This is a genomic window from Brevibacillus sp. NPDC003359 (assembly GCF_042878995.1).
GTDB lineage: Bacteria > Bacillota > Bacilli > Brevibacillales > Brevibacillaceae > Brevibacillus.
Map to the genome: position 1 here is coordinate 453,685 of NZ_JBIAOR010000001.1, position 23,644 is coordinate 477,328.

23 protein-coding genes and 1 pseudogene are annotated in these 23,644 nt (G+C 48.1%); 18 read left to right on the top strand and 6 right to left on the bottom strand.

Annotated features, from left to right (window positions below):
* Positions 1 to 3: 3 nt before the first annotated feature.
* The 6 genes from ACFYU8_RS02190 to ACFYU8_RS02215 all read left to right on the top strand — a co-directional run bounded on the left by ACFYU8_RS02190 (position 4) and on the right by ACFYU8_RS02215 (position 5,853).
* Positions 4 to 864 carry a branched-chain amino acid ABC transporter permease gene (locus ACFYU8_RS02190; protein ID WP_390296255.1) on the top strand — a complete coding sequence of 287 codons (861 nt, stop codon included), beginning with the start codon at positions 4 to 6 and terminating at the stop codon, positions 862 to 864.
* Between the two features lie 22 nt (positions 865 to 886).
* Positions 887 to 1,870 (top strand): branched-chain amino acid ABC transporter permease, encoded by a 984-nt coding sequence (locus ACFYU8_RS02195; RefSeq protein WP_390297361.1) that lies wholly within the window; start codon positions 887 to 889, stop codon positions 1,868 to 1,870.
* 137 nt (positions 1,871 to 2,007) lie between these two features.
* On the top strand, positions 2,008 to 3,591 hold the full coding sequence (locus ACFYU8_RS02200) for an acetate--CoA ligase (RefSeq protein ID WP_390296253.1): 1,584 nt from the start codon (positions 2,008 to 2,010) through the stop codon (positions 3,589 to 3,591).
* 105 nt (positions 3,592 to 3,696) lie between these two features.
* On the top strand, positions 3,697 to 4,512 hold the full coding sequence (locus ACFYU8_RS02205) for a transglycosylase domain-containing protein (protein ID WP_390296251.1): 816 nt from the start codon (positions 3,697 to 3,699) through the stop codon (positions 4,510 to 4,512).
* 128 nt (positions 4,513 to 4,640) lie between these two features.
* The gene (locus tag ACFYU8_RS02210) at positions 4,641 to 4,889 is read left to right on the top strand and encodes a YuzF family protein (protein WP_390296249.1); all 249 of its coding nucleotides are present in this window, start codon (positions 4,641 to 4,643) and stop codon (positions 4,887 to 4,889) included.
* A gap of 70 nt (positions 4,890 to 4,959) precedes the next feature.
* Positions 4,960 to 5,853, top strand: coding sequence for a manganese catalase family protein (locus tag ACFYU8_RS02215; protein WP_390296247.1), 894 nt, complete (start codon positions 4,960 to 4,962; stop codon positions 5,851 to 5,853).
* Positions 5,854 to 5,933: 80 nt separating this feature from the next.
* Here the strand turns inward: ACFYU8_RS02215 and xerS are convergent, their stop codons facing one another.
* On the bottom strand, positions 5,934 to 7,046 hold the full coding sequence (gene xerS / locus ACFYU8_RS02220; protein WP_390296245.1) for a tyrosine recombinase XerS: 1,113 nt from the start codon (positions 7,044 to 7,046) through the stop codon (positions 5,934 to 5,936).
* Between the two features lie 147 nt (positions 7,047 to 7,193).
* Between xerS and ACFYU8_RS02225 the strand changes: the two genes are divergently transcribed.
* From ACFYU8_RS02225 to ACFYU8_RS02250, 6 genes and pseudogenes are all read left to right on the top strand, one after another.
* Entirely contained in the window at positions 7,194 to 7,586 is a 393-nt protein-coding gene (locus ACFYU8_RS02225) for a (2Fe-2S) ferredoxin domain-containing protein (RefSeq protein WP_390297359.1), read from the top strand.
* A 291-nt stretch (positions 7,587 to 7,877) separates the two neighbouring features.
* Positions 7,878 to 9,071: a glycine C-acetyltransferase gene (locus tag ACFYU8_RS02230; RefSeq protein ID WP_390296243.1), complete on the top strand. Its 1,194-nt coding sequence runs from the start codon at positions 7,878 to 7,880 to the stop codon at positions 9,069 to 9,071.
* Positions 9,068 to 10,030, top strand: coding sequence for an L-threonine 3-dehydrogenase (locus ACFYU8_RS02235; RefSeq protein WP_390296241.1), 963 nt, complete (start codon positions 9,068 to 9,070; stop codon positions 10,028 to 10,030). Before ACFYU8_RS02230 ends, ACFYU8_RS02235 begins: the two co-directional genes overlap by 4 nt.
* 173 nt (positions 10,031 to 10,203) lie before the next feature.
* Positions 10,204 to 10,362, top strand: coding sequence for a hypothetical protein (locus ACFYU8_RS02240; protein ID WP_390296239.1), 159 nt, complete (start codon positions 10,204 to 10,206; stop codon positions 10,360 to 10,362).
* A 492-nt stretch (positions 10,363 to 10,854) separates the two neighbouring features.
* Positions 10,855 to 11,084: pseudogene (locus ACFYU8_RS02245) on the top strand (Lsa family ABC-F type ribosomal protection protein); the annotation flags it as partial.
* 236 nt (positions 11,085 to 11,320) lie between these two features.
* On the top strand, positions 11,321 to 12,352 hold the full coding sequence (locus ACFYU8_RS02250) for a Cfr family 23S rRNA (adenine(2503)-C(8))-methyltransferase (protein WP_390296237.1): 1,032 nt from the start codon (positions 11,321 to 11,323) through the stop codon (positions 12,350 to 12,352).
* A gap of 167 nt (positions 12,353 to 12,519) precedes the next feature.
* Here the strand turns inward: ACFYU8_RS02250 and ACFYU8_RS02255 are convergent, their stop codons facing one another.
* A complete protein-coding gene (locus tag ACFYU8_RS02255; protein WP_390296235.1) occupies positions 12,520 to 14,124 on the bottom strand; it encodes a glycosyl hydrolase family 18 protein in 1,605 nt (534 codons plus the stop codon).
* Positions 14,125 to 14,269: 145 nt separating this feature from the next.
* On the opposite strand from ACFYU8_RS02255, the gene ACFYU8_RS02260 reads away from it, so the two are divergent.
* Positions 14,270 to 15,244: a YpdA family putative bacillithiol disulfide reductase gene (locus ACFYU8_RS02260; RefSeq protein WP_390296233.1), complete on the top strand. Its 975-nt coding sequence runs from the start codon at positions 14,270 to 14,272 to the stop codon at positions 15,242 to 15,244.
* A gap of 13 nt (positions 15,245 to 15,257) precedes the next feature.
* Here ACFYU8_RS02260 and ACFYU8_RS02265 read toward each other — a convergent pair whose 3' ends face one another.
* Together ACFYU8_RS02265 and ACFYU8_RS02270 are read right to left on the bottom strand one after the other, a co-directional pair.
* On the bottom strand, positions 15,258 to 15,596 hold the full coding sequence (locus ACFYU8_RS02265) for a histidine triad nucleotide-binding protein (RefSeq protein ID WP_173628644.1): 339 nt from the start codon (positions 15,594 to 15,596) through the stop codon (positions 15,258 to 15,260).
* Positions 15,597 to 15,669: 73 nt separating this feature from the next.
* On the bottom strand, positions 15,670 to 16,959 hold the full coding sequence (locus ACFYU8_RS02270; protein ID WP_390296231.1) for an acyl-CoA thioesterase/bile acid-CoA:amino acid N-acyltransferase family protein: 1,290 nt from the start codon (positions 16,957 to 16,959) through the stop codon (positions 15,670 to 15,672).
* 155 nt (positions 16,960 to 17,114) lie between these two features.
* Here ACFYU8_RS02270 and ACFYU8_RS02275 point away from each other — a divergent pair, with 155 nt between their 5' ends.
* Positions 17,115 to 17,555, top strand: coding sequence for an Rrf2 family transcriptional regulator (locus tag ACFYU8_RS02275; RefSeq protein ID WP_390296229.1), 441 nt, complete (start codon positions 17,115 to 17,117; stop codon positions 17,553 to 17,555).
* A gap of 128 nt (positions 17,556 to 17,683) precedes the next feature.
* Here the strand turns inward: ACFYU8_RS02275 and ACFYU8_RS02280 are convergent, their stop codons facing one another.
* Complete coding sequence (locus ACFYU8_RS02280; RefSeq protein ID WP_390296227.1) at positions 17,684 to 19,147, bottom strand: MFS transporter; 1,464 nt, start codon at positions 19,145 to 19,147, stop codon at positions 17,684 to 17,686.
* Positions 19,148 to 19,195: 48 nt separating this feature from the next.
* Complete coding sequence (locus ACFYU8_RS02285; RefSeq protein ID WP_390296225.1) at positions 19,196 to 20,263, bottom strand: bifunctional transcriptional activator/DNA repair enzyme AdaA; 1,068 nt, start codon at positions 20,261 to 20,263, stop codon at positions 19,196 to 19,198.
* Between the two features lie 324 nt (positions 20,264 to 20,587).
* Here ACFYU8_RS02285 and ACFYU8_RS02290 point away from each other — a divergent pair, with 324 nt between their 5' ends.
* The 4 genes from ACFYU8_RS02290 to ACFYU8_RS02305 all read left to right on the top strand — a co-directional run bounded on the left by ACFYU8_RS02290 (position 20,588) and on the right by ACFYU8_RS02305 (position 23,601).
* Positions 20,588 to 20,962, top strand: a complete 375-nt coding sequence (locus ACFYU8_RS02290; protein ID WP_390296223.1) for a response regulator — start codon at positions 20,588 to 20,590, stop codon at positions 20,960 to 20,962.
* 137 nt (positions 20,963 to 21,099) lie between these two features.
* Positions 21,100 to 22,461, top strand: coding sequence for an ethanolamine ammonia-lyase subunit EutB (locus ACFYU8_RS02295; RefSeq protein WP_390296221.1), 1,362 nt, complete (start codon positions 21,100 to 21,102; stop codon positions 22,459 to 22,461).
* A 20-nt stretch (positions 22,462 to 22,481) separates the two neighbouring features.
* Entirely contained in the window at positions 22,482 to 23,315 is an 834-nt protein-coding gene (gene eutC / locus ACFYU8_RS02300) for an ethanolamine ammonia-lyase subunit EutC (protein ID WP_390296219.1), read from the top strand.
* Positions 23,316 to 23,391: 76 nt separating this feature from the next.
* A complete protein-coding gene (locus tag ACFYU8_RS02305) occupies positions 23,392 to 23,601 on the top strand; it encodes a hypothetical protein (RefSeq protein WP_390296217.1) in 210 nt (69 codons plus the stop codon).
* Positions 23,602 to 23,644: the final 43 nt, after the last annotated feature.

Genomic DNA, 23,644 nt, shown 5'->3' on the forward strand with positions numbered 1-23,644 from the left:
GAAATGGATGTCGCGATTAATTTGCTTGTAAATGGACTGGCGACAGGCATACTCATTTTCTTGCTCGCGTCCGGGCTCACGTTGATCTTTGGCTTAATGAGTGTGTTGAACTTTGCCCACGGTGGATTGTTTGCCTGGGGAGCTTTTGCTGGTGTATGGCTTTTCGGATTGACAGATAGTTTTCTTCTGGCCATCGTAGGTGCTGTCGTCATCGGGATGCTGCTCGGTTTCGTGTTAGAGCGCGTGTTGATCCGTCCCGTGTACGGTGATCATATTCAGCAACTGCTAGTGACATTGGGCGGGATGCTTGTGATAAGTGAATTGCTCAAGGTGTTTTGGAGCCCCAATCCTATTCGGGCAGTTTTACCGGATTATTTGCAAGGGAGCATCGAACTGGGCGACATTATACTGATCACTTATCGCTTGTTTGTCATCGCTGTGGGAGTAGTTGTGTACGTAGGGCTACACCTATTGTTGACGAGAACTAGACTAGGCTTGATCGTCCGAGCGGGCGTCATCGACAAGGAAATGGTGCAGGCACTCGGTATCAATATTAAACAAGTGTTTACCTTCGTCTTTTTGCTGGGGGCAGGCATGGCTGCGCTCGGAGGTAGTCTGCTGGCACCGTATTCAGGTGTTATTTTTGCGGAAATGGGTATGCAGTATGCGATTCTGGCATTCATCGTCGTCATTGTCGGTGGGATGGGGAGCGTTCAAGGCTCTATGATTGCCGCGATTTTAGTCGGGGTGCTTGGCTCGTTTATGGCTTACTTCGTTCCTGAGCTTTCACTGGCAGTGAACATGTTGCTGATGCTGGCCGTGTTGCTTATCAAACCATCCGGCCTGTTTGGAGCGAAGGGGTGATCATGCGTTGACTACATCCGGATTGTTGAACCATCGATTTATTCTATTTGTCTTTCTGTCCTTAACGATTTTGCCGTTTTTTTCAGAATCGCGAAGCATGTACATCATGTTCACCCAAATCTTTATCTTTGCGATTTTTGCCATGAGCTTTGATTTGTTGCTCGGCTATACGGGAATCGTCTCGTTCGGACACTGTATGTTTTTCGGAATTGGTGCGTACTCCGTGTCTTTATTCCTGAAAAACTTTGATGCGACGATCGGCTATTACTTGCTTGGTGTACTCGTTGCCATCGTTCTCTCCGGTATGCTCAGCTATGTGATCGGAATGCTGTCCTTGCGATTGAAAAGTCATTTTTATGCAATGCTGACCTTGGCGATTTCCCAGCTGCTATTCGTATTGGCAGAAAAATGGCGCTCACTGACGATGGGTGGGGATGGCTTTACTTTTCCTGTGCCTGAGCTGTTTCGTGATCGATTGTCCTTTTACTATGTATGCCTGATCCTCATGATCATGCTGTTCGTCATTTTGCGGGCGTTTACGCTCTCTCCGCTCGGCAAGGTACTGAAAGCCATCGGTCAAAATGAACAACGTGCGGAAGCGTTAGGCTATCAAATTCTTCATTATAAGGTAATCGTCAGCATCGTTGCTGGAGTGGTTGCTGCGATTAGTGGAGGCTTGTACGCAGTCATGCTGCGATTCGTGAACACCCAAGTGTTTTCGATTGAAACGACGTTGGATGCCCTCTTGATGAGCATGATCGGTGGACTGGGAACGCTATTTGGCTCCATTTTGGGGTCGGGGGTTGTGGAGTTGGCGCATCACGGGTTGACTGAGTTGGCGAAGCTGCACCCCATATTCGAGAGATGGGTCATCTTCCTTGGTTTGCTCTATATTTTGGTCGTGCTCTGCTTTCCGAGCGGAATTGTCGGCAGCTTTCAAGAGTGGAGGGAAAAAAGAAAACAGCGTTCCGTGCAAGCTACTACGATTACAGAGCAAGTAGAGTGATCGAAATAACAGAAGGGAGGTCAACCCATGCAAAAGGTTGGCCTTTTTTCGTCCCATATTTGTCGAAAGAAAAAGGTAAGAATTATAGTTATGTCGAATTATTATTCATCAATCTTTGAAAAGGTGGAGATGCGCCTATGGAATTGAGCTTTCCAGAAAATTATAACTTCGCTGCCCAAGTAGACGAATGGGCGAGAAAACATCCGGAGAGACGAGCTGTTTGGGAACTAGATGAACAAGGTCAGGAGCAAATCCTAACGTATGAAGATTTGCGCCAATATTCAAATAAAATCGCGAATGGTCTACAGTCTATCGGAGTCGAGCATGGGGATCGGGTACTCGTTCTGGTTTCCCGAGGGACATTGGCCTATGGTCTCTATTTGGCACTGCTGAAGCTGGGGGCAGTAATTTTGCCAGGGTCAGAGATGCTGCGTTACAAAGATATCGAGTACCGGATCAATCATGCAAACGTCAAGGCTGTGATCAGCTTCGCGGGAGCAATGAGTGAGGTTGATCTGACGAGAGGGAACTGTGCTACGTTGCAACACTACATCACGACGGGCGAAGAGAAAGAGGGATGGATTTCGCTTGAGGGATTGCTCCAGGGGCAGGACATAGAATATGAGGTAGTAAACACGAAGTCGGATGAGCTGGCCTTCCTGTCTTATACGTCAGGAACGACGGGGGGACCAAAAGGGGTTATGCACGTTCACGGTTGGCCGTTTGCGCATTTGGCGGTGGCGGCTACACAGTGGCTGGACGTTCGCGAAGGTGACGTGGTTTGGGCAACGGCAGGGCCGGGTTGGGCCAAATGGATCTGGAGTCCGTTTGTCTCTACGTTAGGGCTGGGAGCCACCGCGTTTGTCTATAAAGGAAAGTTTTCTGCGGAGAATTATTTGACGATTCTGCAAAAATATCCAGTGTCTGTCTTGTGTGCGACTCCAACTGAGTACAGAATCATGGCAAAAGTAACGGAGCTGGATCAATACAAGTTGTCCGCCTTGCGCTCCGCATGTTCGGCAGGTGAGCCGCTCAATCGGGAAGTGATCGATACATTCCGTCGCGTATTCCAGTTGACCGTGCGAGATGGATACGGACAGACAGAGAACACTTTGCTGGTAGGTACCTTTGTCGGCATGGAGCCCAGACCAGGTTCGATGGGCAAGCCATCGCCAGTTGTGAGGATCGCCATTATTGACGAAGAGGGAGCGGAGCTGCCCGTAGGCAAAGTGGGCGATATAGCCATTGATCGCCATATGGTGGCGCTTTTCAAAGGCTATCTGGATGATCCCGAACGCACTGCCAGAGCGTTTCGCGGAGACTGGTACGTCACGGGTGATCAAGGTCGCATGGACGAAGATGGCTACATCTGGTTCGAAGGACGTTCCGACGACATTATCATCTCAGGGGGATACACGATTGGTCCGTTTGAGGTCGAGGATGCGTTGGTGAAGCACGCGGCTGTAGCGGAATGTGCGGCAGTTGCCAGTCCTGATCCAGAGCGTGGTCATGTGGTAAAAGCCTTTGTCATCCTGAAAAAAGGGAATGAGCCATCCGAAGAGTTGATCGTGGAATTGCAAAATTATGTCAAGGAATTAACCGCTCCGTATAAATACCCGCGCAAAATCGAATTTGTACACGAACTGCCGAAGACGACCTCCGGTAAAATCAGACGGATCGAGCTGCGGCAACAGGAGGCACAGCAAGATCAGCATTCGTAATGGTTTGTCTTACGAAATTGTAAGATTGCTGTAAGTGGATTCGATGGGAGGAAATGCGCGCATCCCCTACAATGTGAGTAGAAGCAAGGCAAGGGGGGATGCAGCATGAACCACCTTCCAATCCCATTAGGAAGAAACTCCGACTTGTATGAAGCGGCGAGCATGCCCAAGAGCATCAAGAAGCTCGGTGTTCATTGGAAAAAACGACTGCGTATCAGCTTTCTCGTGATCATGATGGCAGCCATCTTGGCGCCGCTCGTGTTGACATGGACGGGGAATATATGGATAGATGAAAAAAAGCTGGCTGCGGTACAGCAATCGAACAGCTATGTAAAACTGGACGAAATGCCTGACCATGTGTGGAAGGCGTTCGTAGCGATTGAGGATCATCGGTTTATGCAGCATCCAGGAGTGGACCCGATTGGATTGAGCCGGGCGATCTGGATCGATATCAGGGCAGGTGCCTACGTGCAGGGCGGAAGTACGATAACCATGCAATTGGCGCGGAACTTGTTTCTGACGAACGACAAAACCATGACCAGAAAAGTGAAGGAAATCGCGATCGCTTTGCAATTGGAACAGCGATACAGCAAAAAAGAACTACTCGAAATGTATCTCAACGTGATTTATTTCGGGCACGGAAAGTACGGGATTGGCGAGGCTGTTCCCTTTTACTTCGGAAAAAAAGCAACAGAAACAGGAGATCGATCGGTAACATTGGGAGAAGCGGCAATGCTGGCTTCTTTACCGAAAGGACCAGAGCGTTACTCACCGGTCAAGAACTGGGATCGAGCCAAACAGCGTCAAGCGGTTGTATTGGACCGGATGAACGAGTTGGACGTGATCGGACAAAACGAAAGTACGTTGGCAAAGAACGAGAAGATATCCGTTGTTTCCACTGTCAAACGCGCAGCTAAATAATCGAAAGTGATGGAATCCCCTGTCTGGATGGCAGGGGATTTTTGTGAGGAACTTCCTGTGCACTCACCCATCCCAACCGTGGGGCATAAAATGCGGTGAGGAACTACAGGAAGGAGTCCAGAAATGTCATGAGTTCGTATCCTTTTCAGACACAAGCACAACCAGCGTCGAGTACCCCCTCTATGAATTCCATCATTGACCCTTATTTGTATCAGACGTTACAAAGTGTCATACGGCGTGAAGTTGCCATTCAAACAACCCAGGGAAATCTCCGTGGAATCGTAGTTGATGTGCTACCTGACCATGTGGTAGTGCAGACGGGAGGTTCTACGTTTTTTGTACGCATACAACAGATCGTCTGGGTTATGCCGTTTTAAACTGGTATGAAACAACCCTTCGCCCACATAAAACAGTACAGGTAGGTGCAAAACGGGGGAGGGAAGCAGGTTGTTTACTCGTATCAACAGGTTGGCAATTGAGCTGCCAGAACCGGCTTATGGAGATGCCAACGCCGCCGCGGCCGTCCAGGAGCTATTGGGCGGTCGTTTTGGTGAAATGTCAACGCTAAACAATTATTTGTTCCAATCCTTCAACTTTCGCGGAAAGAGCAAGCTGAAGCCGTTTTATGACCTGGTCGCCAGCATTACGGCGGAAGAAGTCGGGCATGTGGAGCTCGTCTCCAATGCCATCAATCTGTGCATGAAAGGGATTACGAGGCCAGGGGACCCTGACACAACTCCACTGAATAACGGATTGAATAAGCGCAATACGTACCATTTTATTGCGACCGCACAAACTGCCATGCCGGGAGACTCCATGGGTAAATCATGGACAGGTGATTACGTTTTTTCGAGCGGGAATCTTGTGCTTGATCTTTTGCACAACTTTTTTCTGGAATGCGGAGCGCGTACGCACAAGATGAGAGTGTACGAAATGACGGATCATCCTACAGCTCGGGCAATGATCGGTTACTTGCTCGTCAGAGGTGGTGTCCATATCGTCGCGTACTCTAAGGCGCTAGAGATCGCTACTGGTGTTGATATGACGAAAATGCTGCCTGTTCCTAATCTGGATAACTCACAATTCGATGCAACGCATCCGTATATCGCAATGGGATTGAATCGCAAGCTGTTTACATTCAGCTATCAGGATTATCAGGATATCGCCATGATTTGGCGCGGTCCGTTGCCTGATGGGGGCACAGCGGAGGTCATTCAAGGCGTCCCGGATGGTGGCCCTGTACCGGAACTAGATGAATTGCCTGAAGAATTTGCGCCAGGTGTGTCGCGGGAAGACTTTATGAAAATCGCGGAACGCTTACAAAGGTCAGCGGGGATGTAGATGGAAATGGAAGACGCACGAAACAAGTGACCAGTCCGCAGCGGTATGCAGATTGGTCACTTGTTCTTGTTGAGGCATTTTTACGTTGTTCGGTTCACAGCCTTGCCCAGAGCATCTTCTAGTACATGGGCATACTGCATGGTCGTTTCAATTTTGGAGTGCCCCAGTTGTGCTTGGAGTTGATGGGGATCAGGGTTCAAGCGGAGAAACTGCGTAGCAAAGCTGTGACGAAGCTTATGTACGGACAAATCGGGGATGCCGAATGCTTTGGCGTACTTTTTGACGAGCTTTTGGACAGACCGCACTTCGATGCGATGCCCATTTGGATTAGTCGGGGAAACAGCGAGAAAAACAGCGTCCTCCTGCGGTGAGGGATTGTATTTATCTCGTAGCTGCAAGTATCTGGCTAAGTACTCCTTGCCCCAGTCACTGAAGAAGGGCGCGTCCTCTTTCTTTCCTTTACGGATCAATTTCAACTGGTTTTTTTCCATAATAATGTCGGATAGATCGAGACTGACGATCTCTGACACGCGGAAGCCACCGGAGAGAATCATCGCGATCAAGGCAGTATCTCGGTCGCGGTTTTGCATGTGATACTGCTTCTTTTTTTCCGTATCACAATGGGCTAGATATCCGTTGTAGACAAAATCGACGAATTGATAGATTTCGTCGTCAATCAGGATTTTTGCCCGAATGGCGTGAGCGCGTGCGAGGGGAGTCAGCTCCGTGACCTCCAGCTCGATTTTGGCGAGTACATTCCGCGTCAAATACGATTCCCCATTCTCGTCCTCAGCGAGGGCAGACAAGTAATGAAAAAGCGATTTCAGGCTCGATATTTTTCTGCTGATGGTACGGTCGCTGTACTCTTTCTTCGCGCTTTTGGTAGGGTTCGAGAGCAAAGCGGATCGCTCATACAGATGCGATTCCTGCAAGTATAAGATGTAGCTTTCTACCGTTTCCTTCTTCAAGTCATTCAAATCGCTTAGCGGAATGTCCCTCATATCTGTCGCGGTACTCAATCCTTCTGTCATCATCCAACGAAAGAAAAAAGAGAAATCACGAAGGTATCCAAGCAAGGTGGAGGGTGAATTCTTTTTTGATTTTTTATGCTCAATAAACTTTTCGACATACCATGGGTAGGAACCAACTATTTGCAAGAGCTGCAAGGCATCGCGCTGTTTGGTTACGGACATGAATTTCACCACCAAGATCTTATTGTAAAACGTATACGAACATATATTCTATCAAAAACCAAACGTTCTGGGAATTGCAAATTGAACAAGAAACCGTCATGATGGGGAGTGTATATGGATGTTGGACAAGGACGGAGTGGATTTGTAGTGGCAACATGGGACTTATCTCAGACGAGACATCATGTGCTGATCTGTAATGGTGGAAGCTGTATGCGCAAGGGTGGCGAAGAGGTCACGGTAGCGATACGCGAAGCGATTACCAACGCAGGTTTGGATGACTATGTACATACAACCCGCACGCGTTGCAACGGACGCTGTGAGGACGCATGCGTGATGATCGTGTACCCCGAGGGAATCTGGTATGAAAACGTGACGCCAGAAGATGCACAGTTGTTGGTAGAAGAGCATTTTCAAAACGGCAGACCTATAAAGTCTTTGATGACGCATCGCTTTGAAACGAACGGCTTTGAAACGAACGGCTTTGTGCGCACCATAGACACCAAGCCTGGTATCTTAAAGTCACAAAAGGCAAAAAAATGAGGAAAAAGCCACGATCTGCTCACGTGAAGCAGGAGAGTGGTTTTTTCTTTAGTAGGAGTCTAAGAATTACGACAAAAGGAGAAAGTAGGAGAGATGACAATGCCATAATAAAAAAATGAAAACGTTAACAATATGTCTTTGTGATGTGGACGTTTTAAGTAAATGGTGGTAAGATGTTTGTAGATTAAGTTGATTTAATGCGAATTTTATCACAATGATATGTCCATACAGCGTGAACAATTGTTTTTGTGGAACTTACTAATCGATGGCTGAATAATGGAGGGATTCTCGTTGGCGAGCAAAACACTTGAACATTTTTTACATGAAAATTTGGCAGATTTGAAGAGCAAGGGACTGTACAACGTCATTGACCCATTGCAAAGCGCGAACGGTCCTGTCATTACGATTGCAGGAAAAGAACTGATCAACCTCTCCTCTAATAACTATCTGGGCTTGGCTACTGATCAACGCCTAGTGGACGCTGCAATTGCAGCAGCAAGCAAATATGGCGTAGGGGCAGGGGCAGTACGCACGATTAATGGTACCTTGGACTTGCATGTAAAGCTGGAAGAAAAGCTCGCTGCCTTCAAGCACACGGAAGCCGCTATTGCTTACCAATCTGGTTTTAACTGCAACATGGCTGCGATTTCTGCTGTCATGGACAAGGACGATGCGATTCTATCTGATGAGTTGAACCACGCTTCCATTATTGATGGATGTCGTCTGTCTCGTGCACAAATTATTCGTGTAAATCACTCGGATATCGATGACCTGCGCGCGAAAGCGAAGGAAGCGAAAGAGTCCGGCAAATATAAAAAGCTGATGGTCATTACCGACGGCGTATTTTCAATGGATGGCGATGTTGCCAAGCTGCCTGAAATCGTAGAGGTAGCCGAAGAATATGACTTGATTACGTATGTAGACGATGCCCACGGCTCTGGTGTTCTCGGTAAAGGGGCAGGAACAGTTAAGCATTTTGGCCTGTCTGATAAAATCGACTTCCAAATCGGTACCCTATCCAAAGCAATCGGGGTAGTCGGCGGTTATGTAGCGGGACGCCAAGAGCTGATCGACTGGCTCAAAGTACGCAGCAGACCGTTCCTGTTCTCGACTTCACTGACTCCAGCGGATGTGGCTGCTTCCATTGCGGCTATCGATATTTTGATGAACAGCACAGAGCTGCACGACAAGTTGTGGGATAACGGACACTACCTCAAAAAAGGCTTGAAAGAACTTGGCTTCCATATCGGGGAGAGCGAAACGCCTATCACTCCTTGCATTATCGGAGACGAACAGCAGACCCAAGAGTTCAGTAAGCGACTGTATGAAGAGGGCGTGTACGCAAAAGCGATCGTATTCCCGACTGTACCAAAAGGAACTGGCCGTGTACGGAATATGCCAACAGCGGCACATAGCAAAGAAATGCTGGATCGTGCCCTTAGCATCTACGAAAAAGTTGGGAAAGAAATGGGGATCCTGAAATGAAAAAAATTCTGGTAACCGGGGCGCTAGGACAAATTGGTTCCGAGCTCATCATGAAATTACGCGATATTTACGGAGCGGATCAAGTCATCGCCACAGATATCCGGAAAAACGAAGACGATCCTGTGGTGCAATCGGGTCCATTCGAAGTTCTTGATGTCACCGACGGGAACCGGATGTTTGAGTTGGCGAAGAAACATGGCGTGGATACGATCATGCATTTGGCTGCATTGTTGTCTGCAACCGCAGAAGCTAAGCCCCTCTTGGCATGGAACCTGAACATGGGTGGTCTGGTAAATGCTCTGGAAGCAGCACGTGAGTTGAACTGCCAGTTCTTTACGCCGAGCTCGATTGGTGCATTTGGTCCGAAGACACCGAAGGACAATACGCCGCAGGACACGATTCAACGCCCTACGACCATGTATGGTGTAAACAAAGTATCCGGTGAGTTGCTCTGTGATTACTATTATCAAAAGTTCGGGGTAGATACGCGCGGCGTACGCTTCCCAGGTTTGATTTCGTATGTAGCGCCTCCAGGTGGTGGTACGACGGACTACGCAGTAGATATCTACTACAAGGCGATCCAGCATGGAGCGTATACGTCCTACATTGGCAAAGGCACGTACATGGATATGATGTATATGCCTGATGCGCTGAACGCGATTGTTTCCCTGATGGAAGCAGACACCTCCAAGCTCATTCATCGCAATGCGTTCAACGTAACTGCGATGAGCATTGAGCCAGAGGATGTAGCGGCAGCGATCCGCAAACATATTCCTGAGTTTACGCTCTCTTATGAGGTCGACCCTGTGCGTCAGGCGATTGCCGACAGCTGGCCGAACTCCATTGATGCTACTGCTGCGATGCAAGAGTGGGGCTTCAAAGCAGAGTACGACCTGGACAAAATGACCGAGGACATGCTTGCAAAACTGCGGGGAAAGTTGCTCCAGCAGGTCGGATAAACGAAGAGTGAAAAAGAAAACTGCCATTTCTTCTTGTACGAGATACGAGAGAGGTGGTAGTTTTTTTGTTTATCCAATCACATGCACTATGAAAGACTTTTGAATGTCTTTCCCGTTGTACGGGCACAGTAACAAAACATGCTTGAAGGAAAGAGGAATGGAGGGGGAGAACCATGGATTTACCAAAAGTATTGCAGGACAACCATTCGAAGCACGACGAAGAAGGACAAGTCATCCCAAATATTCAAGAGACTAAAGGCAGTGGTAATGAGGAGCGACCAATAGAAAGCTGGGGATGGTCAAATAACACCGAGACCGTTCAAGATCGCTGACACCTTGTAACAAACAAAGTCTTCCAGAATCAGGAAGGTTTTTCTCATTCCAGGTTGCAATGCTTCGCACAAATAAGCCGTTTTTATTATTTGCGTGTTTGAATTGTTAATGAAATCAATGGGCAGTTAGATTTTTTGGTTGTCATTTTAGGATGTTGCAATGTATAAGCGGGGTATGTTAAGATCGTGCTGACACTTAACGATTGGAGTTGAAGAGGATAATGTAATATTTTTTGCCACTTTTTGAAGAATAAAGCAAAGTTTGTTTTTTTCTTCATTGGCAAAAAAGTTACCTTATTCTTTTCACTCAAAAAATATACCCTTTTCATTCCCTGAACCGGGCTGGATTTGCCGTATTTTTTTGAGCTACAAGAAAGGTAACTTTCTTGTAGCTCTTTTTTATTTTGATAAAGGCGGTTACCGATATGTCATTGATCAAGGTAACGAACCTGACGTTTGCCTATGATGGCAGTTATGACAACAACTTTGAGAATGTACAAATCGATATGGAGGAAATTCGATTTTTCGAGTTTGCAATTCGAAAAGGACATGGCTTCTTTTAGCGGTGATCAGAAGAAGATGCTGATCGCGAAAAGCCTTTGCGAGCGGGTTCATTTGCATGTTTGGGACGAACCGCTCAATTTTGTCGATGTCATGACAGCGAGTTTTGCAAGCATATCGCGACAAAGATTGTGGAACTGAAAGAGATCAACCATTTCTAGGAGGATGAAAGCGATGGAGCTTGAGGTTGTAGATGATTGTGTGAACCGGTTCCTGTTAGGTGAAGCGGTTCACAAAAAAACAAATCGGTTGCCGGAGGTTTACCAATCTATCGACAGGTGCACGTAGCGATCCGTCTGTAAACGTATGCGCTTATTCTGTATAGTTGGTTAATGACGTGTCAAAGTGCCAACTGACGGTTGCTTTTTTACGTTTTCTCCGGCGGTAAGGAGAAGACATGAGACTATCCTCGAAATATGAAACGATTCGGCGAATATTGTCCGACTTCAAGCAGCCCGAGTATCGGTATGCTCAAATTATGGACGCGATTTTCAAGCAAAACGTCGGTGAATACGGACGGATGACCATACTGCCCAAATTTTTGCGCGACGAGTTGACCCAGATACTTGGTCCGAACGTCTGCAGCATCGTTCCGGTAAAGGAACTCACGTCGAAACAGGTCAGCAAGGTGCTGTTTACCATTGCTGGCGACGAACGCGTGGAGGCCGTACGTCTTACTTATGAGCGGGGGTGGAAATCGTATTGTATTTCCACGCAGTGCGGCTGCGGATTCGGGTGTAGGTTTTGCGCCACCGGTACCATCGGCCTGAAACGAAATCTGACTGCCGACGAAATTACCGACCAATTGCTACACTTTCGCTTGAACGGCCACGCCTTGGACAGCGTCTCATTCATGGGTATGGGGGAGGCGCTTGCCAACCCGCATATTTTTGATGCAATGACGATTTTGACCGACCCGCATCTCTTTGGTTTAGGACATCGACGAATTACGATTTCCACCATCGGCCTGTTGCCGGGGATCGACAAGCTGACACGGGAGTTTCCGCAGGTAAATCTAACCTTCTCGCTGCATTCGCCGTTTGACGATCAGAGAAGCGAGCTGATGCCGATCAACGACCGATTCCCAGTCCGCGACGTGCTGAAGGCATTGGATCGTCATATCCAGCATACCGGGAGAAAGGTGTATATTGCGTATATTCTTCTTCAAGGAGTCAACGACTCGACGGCGCATGCGGAAGCAGTTGCTGAGTTGTTAAGGGGAAGGGGACCTGGGGAACATCTCTACCACGTTAACCTGATTCCATTCAATTCGACCGATGTTACGCCAGACAGCTATGGGCAATCTGATCCGAATCGGATTAAAGCATTTGTTCGGATCTTGAAGTCAAAGGGTATCAGCATCACGGTCCGAACTCAATTCGGATCGGACATTAACGCAGCATGCGGCCAGCTATACCGCTCCAAATAATCGGCCAAAGATTGACTAATAATCGTTTAGAGGAGATAAACTACTGCTAACTTGCATCCTGGAGGCGCAGGCTCATCCGGGACTTATTGAGAATTGCCTAGCATAAACAAAAAAGAAGCGCCTCTGCCACGGCTGTAGTCGGACGAGGGCGCTTCTTTTCATGATTCTTACAGTTTTTCACGTGCATGTTTAAGGGTTATCGAATTGGCAATGGCTGTCCACATATCAGTTGATTCAGAACCAACGTACCAGTACGCCAATCCACCAATTTGCCATTGGAGACTAGCCTGAGCTTTCAGCCCAATCGAACGGCTTTCTTCCAGCCAAATTGTGTGCGTGACGCCTTGTTTTTGATACGTCGAACGGTATTGTCCAATTTTATCGTCCCACACTGATTTTGCTCTGTATTGAGAGAGAAGCTGGTAGGACTGAGGGATGCTGATATCTGTCGATTTCAATGTCCCATTCGATTGGTACCAGTCGCGTGTGTAAAGAGGCATTCCGACAATCAGCTTTTGGGTCGGTACCTCGTCAAGCAGGTCGGTGATGACTTTTGTAAACCATGGCAAGGATGCTACGGAGCCTGCTTTTGACCCGCCTACCCAATGCTCCTCATAGGCCATTACTACCAAATAATCGGCATACTTTGCTAATTTAGCAAAGTCAAAAGGATCGCTCCAGTCTGAATCACCATCAGGCGGAATATCTACAGATAGTACAGCACCTTTTGCGTGAAGAGCAGTTGCGAGCTCCTGGATGAACAAGGTGAAGTTGTTGCGATCCGCAGGGGAGAACCCTTCAAAATCGATGTTAATCCCATCTAGCTTGTACTTATCAATGAACGAAGAAAGCTTTTGCACAGCTGCTTTTCGTTTAGTGGGATCAGACAGCAAGGTGTGGGTAGCATCGGGATCGAATTTATTTCCGAATAGCGGCCACATCTGCTTGCCATTTGCTTGTGCCCAATGGACGAGTGTAGCATCCGTAGAGTCGCTAATGGTTCCGTCTTTTTGCAGGAAGTACCAACGTGGTGACAGCGTGTTGACTCCGCTTTTCTTGACCTGTGCAATGAATTCCTCTGTCGTGGATTGGTATTGCCATCCGAGAGAGACAAGCGGTTTTGCTGTAACGTTTTGCTTCTTCATATTCTCCTGAATTCGATACAAAATAACAGCTGTTTCTTCTCTTGATAGTGCTTGAGTTGGGCGGAAGTAGCCGTTATAGCCGACCAACCATTTTTTCTGCATGGCGTGGCTGACTGAGGCGCGTGCCCAACTGGAAATCGTATTGGCATCCTTCACGGAAAGCTGGTAAGAAGGCGATATGCTCTGTTCCAGTGCGCGCACGAGAAACGCAGCGGCCTCTTCGCGAGAGATCGTCCGCTTCGGAGCAAAAGTTGTTGGCCCGATGCCATTCGCGATGTTAAGTCCAGCAGCAGCTTGTACGTACCCGTATGCCCAAGAGTTTTGTGGGACATCCGAATAGGCTGCGACGTTGCTGGCCACCGGTTTAATACCGAGCGTGCGTGTGAGCATTGCGACAAACTCAGCACGCGTCACCGGGCGAGTCGGGTGAAAATACCCGTTTTCATCCCCAGCGATGACACCTGCCGCCTGTAGCGAACGGATTTGCTCTTTCGCATAGCTGTTTGCGATATCTTTTAAATTTTTTGTCGATGCTGTGGATGAAGGAACTCCCATTGCAAAAGAGAGACCGTACACCAAAAAAGCCAAGGAGACTAGCCAGATATGTATGTTTTGTTTTTTCATCATACATCCAGTATAAGAAGAGAGAACCAATCTTTCATTGGTCAGATTTTGGTAGAAACCTTGGAGGGTACCCGAACTCTTTTGATGGATAAACGATATGATATGATGGAGGTATAATAATAGAGAGAATGAAGCGAGGCGGAGAGAAATGGAAGACGTACTGATTGTAGGCGGTGGGCCTTGTGGACTGGCAGCGGCAATAGCTTGCAAGCGTGCTGGATTTGATCCCATCATTATTGAAAAAGGGTCACTTGTCCACTCGATTTATCGCTATCCGACCTATATGATTTTTCATAGCACACCTGATTTATTGGAGGTCGGGGGCGTACCTTTTGCAACGGCGAACGACAAGCCGACTAGACAAGAGGCACTCAATTACTACCGACTGGTAGCAACGCGTGAACAATTGCGCGTGAACGTATATGAAACGGTGACGGAAGCGAAGAAGACGCCAGCTGGCGTCCAGGTCACGACGACTGACCGATTTGCCAAAACGCATACGTATGAAGCGAAAAACTTAGTGATCGCCACAGGTTACTTCGACAATCCGAATAGGCTGCAGGTACCGGGCGAGGAGTTGCCGAAGGTATCGTCCTTCTACAAGGAAGCACATCCGTATACAGGGATGAAAGTAGCGGTAGTAGGGGGAAACAACTCTGCCGTAGACGCGGCGATGGAGCTGGAGCGGGCAGGAGCAGAAGTAACGGTGATTTGCCGCCGAACGGAGCTGTCTGACAAGGTCAAGGCATGGACAAGGCCTGTTTTTGAGAGTTTGATCAAAAAGGGACGTATCCACATGCTGTTCGGTGCAACTGTCGAGAGCATCGAGGAGCGTTCAATCAAGGTGAGAACAGGGGAGGAAATTATTACGCTTGCCAATGACCATGTGTTTTCTTTGATTGGATACCGTCCGGATCGTACATTCCTTCATTCGTTAGGGGTTATGATTGACGAGGAAACGGGAATCCCTGCGCATCATCCAGAGACGATGGAGACGAACATCCCAGGTCTCTATATTGCGGGAGTCATTGCGGCGGGCCAACACGCAAACGCCATTTTTATTGAAAATGGAAGGTTTCACGGTGTAGGTATCGCCCGCCACATTGCCTCTCATGGGGAGTAGTAGCTTCAAGTGATTAGAACTGCCACTCCAATTGTCTGCCTCCGATGAGGTGGTAGTGCAGATGGAAAACGGTTTGTTGTCCGTGTTTGCCAATGTTGGTCACGATACGGAATCCGTCCTCGTTCACGCCCATTGTTTCTGCTACTTTTTGCAGCGACAGATGGAGGTGGCCGATCAGCTCCTTGTCCTCAGGCTCGATTGCCAGAACGGATTGGATATGTTTTTTCGGGATCATCAGGATGTGTACAGGAGCAACAGGATTAATGTCGTGAAAAGCCAATACATGTTCGTCCTCATACACTTTTTTAGACGGAATGTCTCCGTTTACGATTTTGCAAAATAGGCAGTCCATAGGGCTATACATCCTTTCTAAAATGATAGAGAGTAATGCCTACTTCGTCATACGAGTAGGCTTTCCCTGTTTTTTACCCTGGAAAAGTCCGCTCCAAAAACTGAAGAACCTCACGCCAAGAGTGCTCGGATGCGTAGGCGTTGTTTTTGGGCGTGCCACCATTGAGCTGTGTGCGGGTAGTCGGTATGTAAGGAAAACGGATTCCATGTCCTGTTTCCGCGTAACGCAAATGCATTACCGAATGAGCAAACTGATGGTCCTTCAGCCGTTGCACCATTTGTTCGCAATGCTCTGCTGCTGGCCACCAGTGATCGTCATCCGAGGAGAGGAAGAGGATCGGTCCATTGATTTTTTTCACCGGAATTACGGCATCTTCTAACCACTCACAAGCTGCCCAGGCTTCGGCATGGATGTGGTCGATGCGTTGACCTGCTTCGAGCCGTTCCTGTGAGATTTTTGTCTGTTCCTCTGTCCATGGCACGAATGGAAGAGGCTCTCCTTGAAACGACCAAGAGGATTGCGGGGAGAACGTGTCTGATCCAGTGAATGCCTTATCCGAACCGATAGTAACAGTAGAGCTGGGACTTGAAGCAATGACAGCATGTACGTGTTGATCGATGGATGCGGTGACTAATGCCAATTCTGCTCCTTTTGAACGTCCGAATAACGTGGTTTTATCAGGATGTACGGAGGGCTGCTGCTGTAGCCAATGAATGGCGCTTTGAACATATTCGATCGGGATCTGGCGAATCTCGTCTGGAAGATCATTGCATTGGAAGTAAGCGAGTGCTAGCGCCGGATAGCCGTGAGAGGCGAACAAAGCAGCAAATTGGGAGCATGAGCCAATTCCGTCTTCGCTCCCACCTAATACGACAATTGCGGGTCTTTGCTCTGTATGGGGTTTTGAAAAAAACAGGCCGACCAGACCATGGTCGAGCACTTTCTGTATCGATACGTCGCGGGAGACAAAAATACGTTTCACGACTGCTTTCGCTACGGGTTTATCGTAGACTTCTGCCGTTAATTCTATCTCGGTGGAGCGTGGAGTGAACTGAAAGTCGTCGAGAGAATAGGGATGATAAAAACGCATGGTCTGGACATTCATAGACCAGAAAAGCCCCATAGGGTCAATTCCCTCATAAGTACCAAATAAGGGAGCTTGGGAAACCAAATCGACGGAGCCATTTTCGTCCGCTTGAAAGATGGCATGCGAGGATGCAGTCAAATCTCCTCCTTGCAACCCGTTTTTCAGAGTAGCATGAAGGGTGATTAATTGATTCGGGACAAACCCGCTGAGTGTGATATGGACGGGAACATCTAGCAAGGCTGTTGCAGGCGTAACTTCAATTTGTGGAAGTATCATTCTGGTCAACACTCCTTCCAGATTACGGGAAAACTTGACACTGTCATTATAGTAGAATCAATAAAAGTTCGACGGGACGAAATGTGACGGTATGGTTAACTTGACTTCTCGCAAAGGTTGTAACTATAATCATTACAACGAAAGGGTGACAACGTATGAAAATCAGCAGCCGGTTCTCCATTGCGGTTCACATCTTATCACTGCTTTCCATTGATTCCAATTCACATTGTACTTCCGAATGGATCGCAGGTAGCGTGAACACGAATCCGGTCGTGATCCGACGTGTGCTGGGGCTATTGAAGAAGGCTGGGCTCGTGAATGTACGTGCCGGAGCTGGTGGCGCTTCTCTCGCCAAGGAGCTGGATCAAATCACGCTTCTTGAGATTTACCGTGCAGTCGATGTCGTGGAAGAAGGGCAACTTTTTCACATCCATGAGCAACCGAATCCCGATTGTCCAGTGGGAGCGAATATACAGTTTGTGTTGGAGTTGATTTTGACCCGTGCACAGCATGCAATGGAAGAGATTTTGGGCGGAGTGAAAATGTCCGAGCTCGTAGATAACCTCCGTCAAAAAATAATCGAAAAAGCGCAGTAACAACAAAAATGCCCTTGCCTATGCGAGGGCATTTTTACGAGGAAGGAGTGGCCAGTATCGGTTCGACACCCGCCATTTGACTGATGGGGGAGGTGATCTCAGTTCCCCAGTTGGAGGAGAAATACTGCTCATCCGGACTGTTGGGCTATTTGCTCTTCCTTCCAGCGAGTTTTCTTCAATTGCGGCCGCATGAGAAAAAATCCTAAAACGATTGCGATAGCGAAGAAGATGGCGAAGAATCGGAAACCGTTGCTCGTGGCAAGAATTAAGGCACTCTTCGATTGGGCGAGCTCCCCAGCTCCCGTTCTAGAGAATAGAGGCAAGACAGATGCAGACTTGACGCTTAGTTGTACGACTACCAAGGTAAGCGCCTGGCTAATTGCCCGACACATTTCATACACGGTCCAGAACATGCCAGAAGCGGAACCGGCTCGCTCTTGAGGAGCAGCCGACAGCACCGCTTTCGCGAGCGATGGCCAAGACAGCCCGGTGGCAGCGGATATGATCAGAAGCGGAATAATCACAGCCATGTTCGAAAGCTGAGAACCTAACTGTCCAAGGAGCAGAAGCGCGAAGCCGATCAGGAATGATCCTAACAGAATCATGCGCACAGGGCCGAAACGGTCGGCAAGTTTCCCGCCAAATGGGGCCGTGAAAAGTTGGGGGATCGATAATGGGAGTAATAGTAGTCCTGCCTCCAATGGAGTTAAGCGATGCGCTCCTTGGAGATATAGCATCAGGAGAATGGTGACGGCAAAATAGCCGATGCAGTAACTCATGGTAATGCCTAGACCTATCGAATAGTTTCGATAGGTGAAGAGGCTGAGAGGAAATAGTGGGTGCCGGACACGTAGCTCAATGAGTACGAACGCTATCCCAAAAAGTAGAGCGGTTGCAAAGAGGCCAAGGGTAGTTCCTGACGCCCAGCCCCATGTATGCCCTTCAGACAGAGCAATAAGCAAAGCGACTAAACCTGGTCCAAAGGTCAGTATACCTGGCCAGTCGGTCTTGCCCTTTTCGATGGGGGGCGTGTGTTTGAGAACGAGTAGGCCAGCGATTAAACCAATGACTCCAACGGGAACGGCCACGAAAAAGATGGATCGCCATCCAAAATCACCGATAAGCGCACCTCCGATCACAGGACCGATGAGTGATCCAGTCACCCATGATAGGTTGTTTATCCCGAGAGCGATGCCGAGCTGATTCGGCGGGAATGTCCGTATGAGGATTGGTGTTGCTGAGGCCATTGCCATTGCTGCACCTGTCCCCTGAAGAAGCCGTGCACCGATCAGTGTTGCGCCGGAGTTCGCCAGACCGCAAAGCACAGTGGAAATCGTGAACAAGGCGAGCCCCCATAAAAAAATGCGCTTGGTTCCGAGCATATCGGACCAACGCCCAGCAGGAAGTAAAAAGAGTGTACTCATAATGTAGAATGCGGTAATGGTCCACATCCCGATGTTGATCGGAATACGCAAATCTTCCATGATAGCAGGAAGACCGATAACCACAATCGTCGCATCTAAATTGGTAATGAACGAAACAAGCGTGACCACAGATAAAACGGCCCATTTATTCGATTGTACGGGTGTCATTTTGTACACTCCTTTGCTTATTCATCCATGATTCATTTGCTGAATGTTTCACGAATCCGAGTCAAATGAGCGAGGCATTTCTTTTTCATGATGAAGCAGCCAGCGTTTGCGTGAAAGTCCTCCTCCGTACCCACCCAAATCACCATTGGAGTTGATGACACGGTGACAAGGAATGACAATCGCTATCTGATTCGCACCATTTGCCTGTGCGACAGCTCGAAAGGCGCTTGGCCTCCCAATTGCTGCCGCAACGTCGGAATAGGATGAAGTTTGACCGGGGGGGATCGTTTGTAAATGCTCCCAGACCATTCTTTGAAAAGGCGATCCGCACAAAAACAAAGGCGTTGCAAATTCTGTTAGCTTTCCGTCAAAATACTCTTCTAACTCACGTTCAATCGAACGGATTGGTGCTGTGGAACCAGGGATAATCGCTGACTTCGTTCTTTGTCTAAGACGTTCAACTTCTCGCTCCAAGCCGCGGCGATCAATGAATTCAAGTAGATATAGTGCTTCTTCATCTGCGATCGCTATCATGGGACCGAGTCGCGTATCCAGCCACGATGCCTTTAAGACATGATGATCTCCAAGAAGAGTAGGTGCTGCCCCCATAATTCGTGAAAATGCGTCTCGAAAACCACTACTGGACTCGTACCCGGTGGATAGTTGAGCATCGATGATTGCTTTTCCTTCTCTGATTTCTTTCAGTGCAATCCCCATACGTCGCGCCCTTGCATATTCGACGAACGTCATGCCAAAACGCTTTTTGAATTGGCGTCGCGCTGTTGCAGCGTCCACGGATAATCTTTGAAAGTCTTTTTCCGTCCAGCGCTGCTCGGGGTTTTCTTCTACAGCGTTTACTAGCAGACGCACAAGCTCTGAAACATGATTGGGATGTGAAAGCGGACGGCAGCGCTGGCAGGGCCGGAATGAGGCCAGAAGTGCTTGTTTGGCATGATCAAAAAACTCACAATTAACAAACTTAGGTTTTCTTGCTGGACATGTCGGGCGACAGAATACGCCGGTTGTTTTGACTCCAACAAAAAAGACCCCTTCATATTCTGAATTTTTATCCAGTAACGCCTGATAATACTCGGACTTCATCTCGGACGTTATCATTCGTTTCCCCCTCCATCTTTATGTTTTCATTTTATCGCTCACCAAAAATGGCTGCAGCCGAAAATCGTACATTGATTTTTAAAAGGCGATGACACGCCTCTGCGAGAAGAGTACCGTGAGAGGGGCGGTTATAAGAGAAATGAATGGATCGTAGAAGTGACCCTCTCTGACAATCATAGACTGGATTTAAGCTGGAATTAGCCAGAAAATATAGATATAATAAATGTATTCAGAAATATGCAAGAAACCGACAACGGCGTCGGTTGCATATGGAAATGATGAGCAGTTGGCACGTCCGTTCACTGGTGATCGGGAGGTGGAATATTGCGTCAACATTATCGAGTCATCATCATAGACGACGACCCCATTACACGTATGGACCTGGTCGAGATGTTGCAAGAGCAGGGATATAACGTCGTAGCTGAAGGAAAAAACGGCAAAGAGGCCGTTCGATTGACGCAAATGTGGAACCCGCATCTCATTATTATGGATGTCAAAATGCCAATTATGGACGGTTTGACAGCGACTGGGATTATCCGAGAGCATTCGGATGCGGCTATTCTTCTCTTGACTGCTTACAGTCAAAAGGACATGGTCATGCAAGCCAAAGCGAAAGGGATATGTGCCTATCTGGTCAAACCCGTCATGGAAGAAGAACTGCTATCGGCAGTAGAGTTCGTGCTTACGCGCAAACAATGAACGCAAAAAAGTGAATCGTAGGAAGAGCAACGGCGCTTGGACCTAGGCGAGCATTTCGTCTTATGTTTCGAAGCGCTTTTTTACGTTCCGTGAGATAGAGGTCAGGAAAGTTGAAAAGAAAGTGAGTGAAGCTAGAGATGAAATTGGCTTGCATTGTACGAAAACAGCATTACCAGTTTACTTCTGTTCGTGATGTATTGGCAAAAGCGAGTGAAGAAAAGTCTGGCGATCACATGAGTAAACTAGCAGCCAATTCCGCACTGGAGCGGATGGCGGCCAAAGTCGTATTAAGCGAAATGCAACTTCGTGATCTATATGAAAATCCAGTCATTCCGTACGAAAAAGACGAAGTGACACGGATCATTTATGATGATATCAATCTCTCCATTTACGAGGAGATTAAAAATTGGACAGTAGGGGAGCTGCGGGAGTACATCTTGTCGTTTTCTACAGGAATGCCTGAGCTCACTAGAATTAGCCGTGGGCTGACCAGCGAGATGATTTCCGCTACTGCCAAGCTGATGTCCAGCATCGACCTGGTCATGGCTTCGCAAAAAATGAAGCATCAAGCGTATTGCAACACACTGATTGGCGAGCCGGGAAGACTTGCGTTCCGTTGCCAGCCGAATCACCCAATCGATGATCCCGATGGCATTTTGGCTTCAATGAAGGAAGGCTTGTCATATGGATCAGGCGACGCAGTCATTGGAATTAACCCCAATAATGATTCGGTTGAAAGCGTTACCAAGCTGTTGAAAATGACACATGATTTCATGCAAAAGTGGGAAATCCCTACGCAAAACTGCGTACTGGCCCACATCACGACACAGATGCAGGCTCTTCGCGGCGGAGCGCCCATTTCCCTCATGTTCCAAAGTCTGGCGGGCTCACAGCGAGCGAATGATGCGTTTGGTGTGAACAAAGAGATTTTGGATGAGGCTATGGATTTGATGCTCCGAAAAGGCACAGCGTCGGGACCGAACGTCATGTATTTTGAGACAGGACAAGGCTCCGAAGTGTCGCTGGATTCCCATGAAGGCGTCGATATGCAGACGCTGGAAGCGCGTACGTACGGTCTTTGCCGTCACTGGAAGCCGTTCATGGTCAATAACGTCTCAGGCTTTATCGGACCAGAAACACTCTATGATGGCAGACAGATGATTCGTGCCGATTTAGAGGATTTGTTCATGGGCAAGCTGCATGGTTTGCCGATGGGAATCGCTCCGACCTATACGAATCACATGTATGCAGATCAAAATGACCAGGAGATTGCAGGGATGCTGACGACCTTGGCAGGAGCGAATTTTTATATGGGCGTACCAGGTGGGGACGATGTTATGCTCAGTTATCAGGACACGAGTTACCACGATGACGCCAGCTACCGCGAGCTCTTGGGACTGCGACCTCTCCGAGAATTCGAGAAATGGTTGGAAAAAATGGGCATTATGGAAAATGGTCGTTTGACAGAACGTGCAGGCGATTTAACCATTTTTGACTAACGAGTGGGGAGGTAAGCAAGATGAAACAGATCAATATGGATGACCTGGTCCAGCGCGTAATCGATGAGCTGTCCAAAAAAGGTCAGGGCGTGATTGATTTTCCTGAGCAAAAGCAATGCGGGGTAAAGAACCCAAACAATCCAGAAGCATTGGAGCAAGCGATGAAACGAACGCCGGCTCGTATCGGAATCGGGCGGGCGGGTACCCGGATGAAGACGGGAAGCTACCTCCAATTTCGTATTGATCAGGCAGCAGCACGCGATGCGGTCATGAAAACCATTAGTCCGCAGCTGATCGAGAGCCTGCAGCTACCTGTCCTCCATTCAAGAGCGACGAGCATGGAGGAGTATTTAATGAACCTCGACTCAGGACGAATGCTATCGGATGAGTCCGCTCGCTGGCTGGAGCAGAATGGGGATAAAAACAAAGACGTGCAAATCGTCATCTCGGACGGACTTAGCACCTCTGCATGTGAAGCGACCATTCCAGACCTCTTGCCTGCATTGATGCAGGGTCTGTCCATGCGAAACATCAGTGTCGGGAAACCGGTGTTCATTCACAAAGGCCGCGTCTGGATTCAGGATCAGGTCGCGTCCATCGTCAATTGCAAGGTCGTCATTTCGTTGATCGGGGAGCGACCAGGGCTTGCGACGGCAGAAAGTCTCAGTGCTTACATGATTTACAAACCGGATGCGAATACGGTAGAATCGGATCGTACGGTTATTTCTAATATTCATAAGGGCGGTACGCTACCGATTGAAGCGGGTGCGTACCTTGCAGAGCTTTTGGAGGAAATTTTGAAGTACCAGGCGAGCGGTGTAAAATTATCACAGCTTCGAGCGAATAAAGGGTAGATTCCCACTGGCGCTTCCTCCTGTCTTGCACTAGAATACATAGAAGATAACCAATTTCTATGAGGAGTTGCTACGCATGACGGAGCCAAATCAAAACGAAAAAGAAACCACTGAGCAAAAGCCTGGGAAGGTCAGCTTGCAAGAAGCGATGAAGCGCAAAATGGCTGAGAAAAAACAAGCGCAAGCACAAGCCAATAATCCGTTGAATCAAAAGGCGCAAAATCAGAGTATGAAAAGCCAGCTCACCAAAAAACCAAACAATCAACGCAGACGTATGGGCGTATAGTTTCGAAGGAAGCAAGGCAAAAAAGGGAATGTGCAGCAAGTTT

Coding starts and splice junctions, on each gene's coding strand:
- ACFYU8_RS02190 (WP_390296255.1), top strand. CDS start 4: ATGGATGTCGCGATTAATTTGCTTGTAAATGGACTGGCGACAGGCATA.
- ACFYU8_RS02200 (WP_390296253.1), top strand. CDS start 2,008: ATGGAATTGAGCTTTCCAGAAAATTATAACTTCGCTGCCCAAGTAGAC.
- ACFYU8_RS02205 (WP_390296251.1), top strand. CDS start 3,697: ATGAACCACCTTCCAATCCCATTAGGAAGAAACTCCGACTTGTATGAA.
- ACFYU8_RS02210 (WP_390296249.1), top strand. CDS start 4,641: ATGAGTTCGTATCCTTTTCAGACACAAGCACAACCAGCGTCGAGTACC.
- xerS (WP_390296245.1), bottom strand. CDS start 7,046: ATGTCCGTAACCAAACAGCGCGATGCCTTGCAGCTCTTGCAAATAGTT.
- ACFYU8_RS02235 (WP_390296241.1), top strand. CDS start 9,068: ATGAAAAAAATTCTGGTAACCGGGGCGCTAGGACAAATTGGTTCCGAG.
- ACFYU8_RS02240 (WP_390296239.1), top strand. CDS start 10,204: ATGGATTTACCAAAAGTATTGCAGGACAACCATTCGAAGCACGACGAA.
- ACFYU8_RS02250 (WP_390296237.1), top strand. CDS start 11,321: ATGAGACTATCCTCGAAATATGAAACGATTCGGCGAATATTGTCCGAC.
- ACFYU8_RS02255 (WP_390296235.1), bottom strand. CDS start 14,124: ATGATGAAAAAACAAAACATACATATCTGGCTAGTCTCCTTGGCTTTT.
- ACFYU8_RS02260 (WP_390296233.1), top strand. CDS start 14,270: ATGGAAGACGTACTGATTGTAGGCGGTGGGCCTTGTGGACTGGCAGCG.
- ACFYU8_RS02265 (WP_173628644.1), bottom strand. CDS start 15,596: ATGGACTGCCTATTTTGCAAAATCGTAAACGGAGACATTCCGTCTAAA.
- ACFYU8_RS02270 (WP_390296231.1), bottom strand. CDS start 16,959: ATGATACTTCCACAAATTGAAGTTACGCCTGCAACAGCCTTGCTAGAT.
- ACFYU8_RS02275 (WP_390296229.1), top strand. CDS start 17,115: ATGAAAATCAGCAGCCGGTTCTCCATTGCGGTTCACATCTTATCACTG.
- ACFYU8_RS02280 (WP_390296227.1), bottom strand. CDS start 19,147: ATGACACCCGTACAATCGAATAAATGGGCCGTTTTATCTGTGGTCACG.
- ACFYU8_RS02285 (WP_390296225.1), bottom strand. CDS start 20,263: ATGATAACGTCCGAGATGAAGTCCGAGTATTATCAGGCGTTACTGGAT.
- ACFYU8_RS02295 (WP_390296221.1), top strand. CDS start 21,100: ATGAAATTGGCTTGCATTGTACGAAAACAGCATTACCAGTTTACTTCT.
- eutC (WP_390296219.1), top strand. CDS start 22,482: ATGAAACAGATCAATATGGATGACCTGGTCCAGCGCGTAATCGATGAG.
- ACFYU8_RS02305 (WP_390296217.1), top strand. CDS start 23,392: ATGACGGAGCCAAATCAAAACGAAAAAGAAACCACTGAGCAAAAGCCT.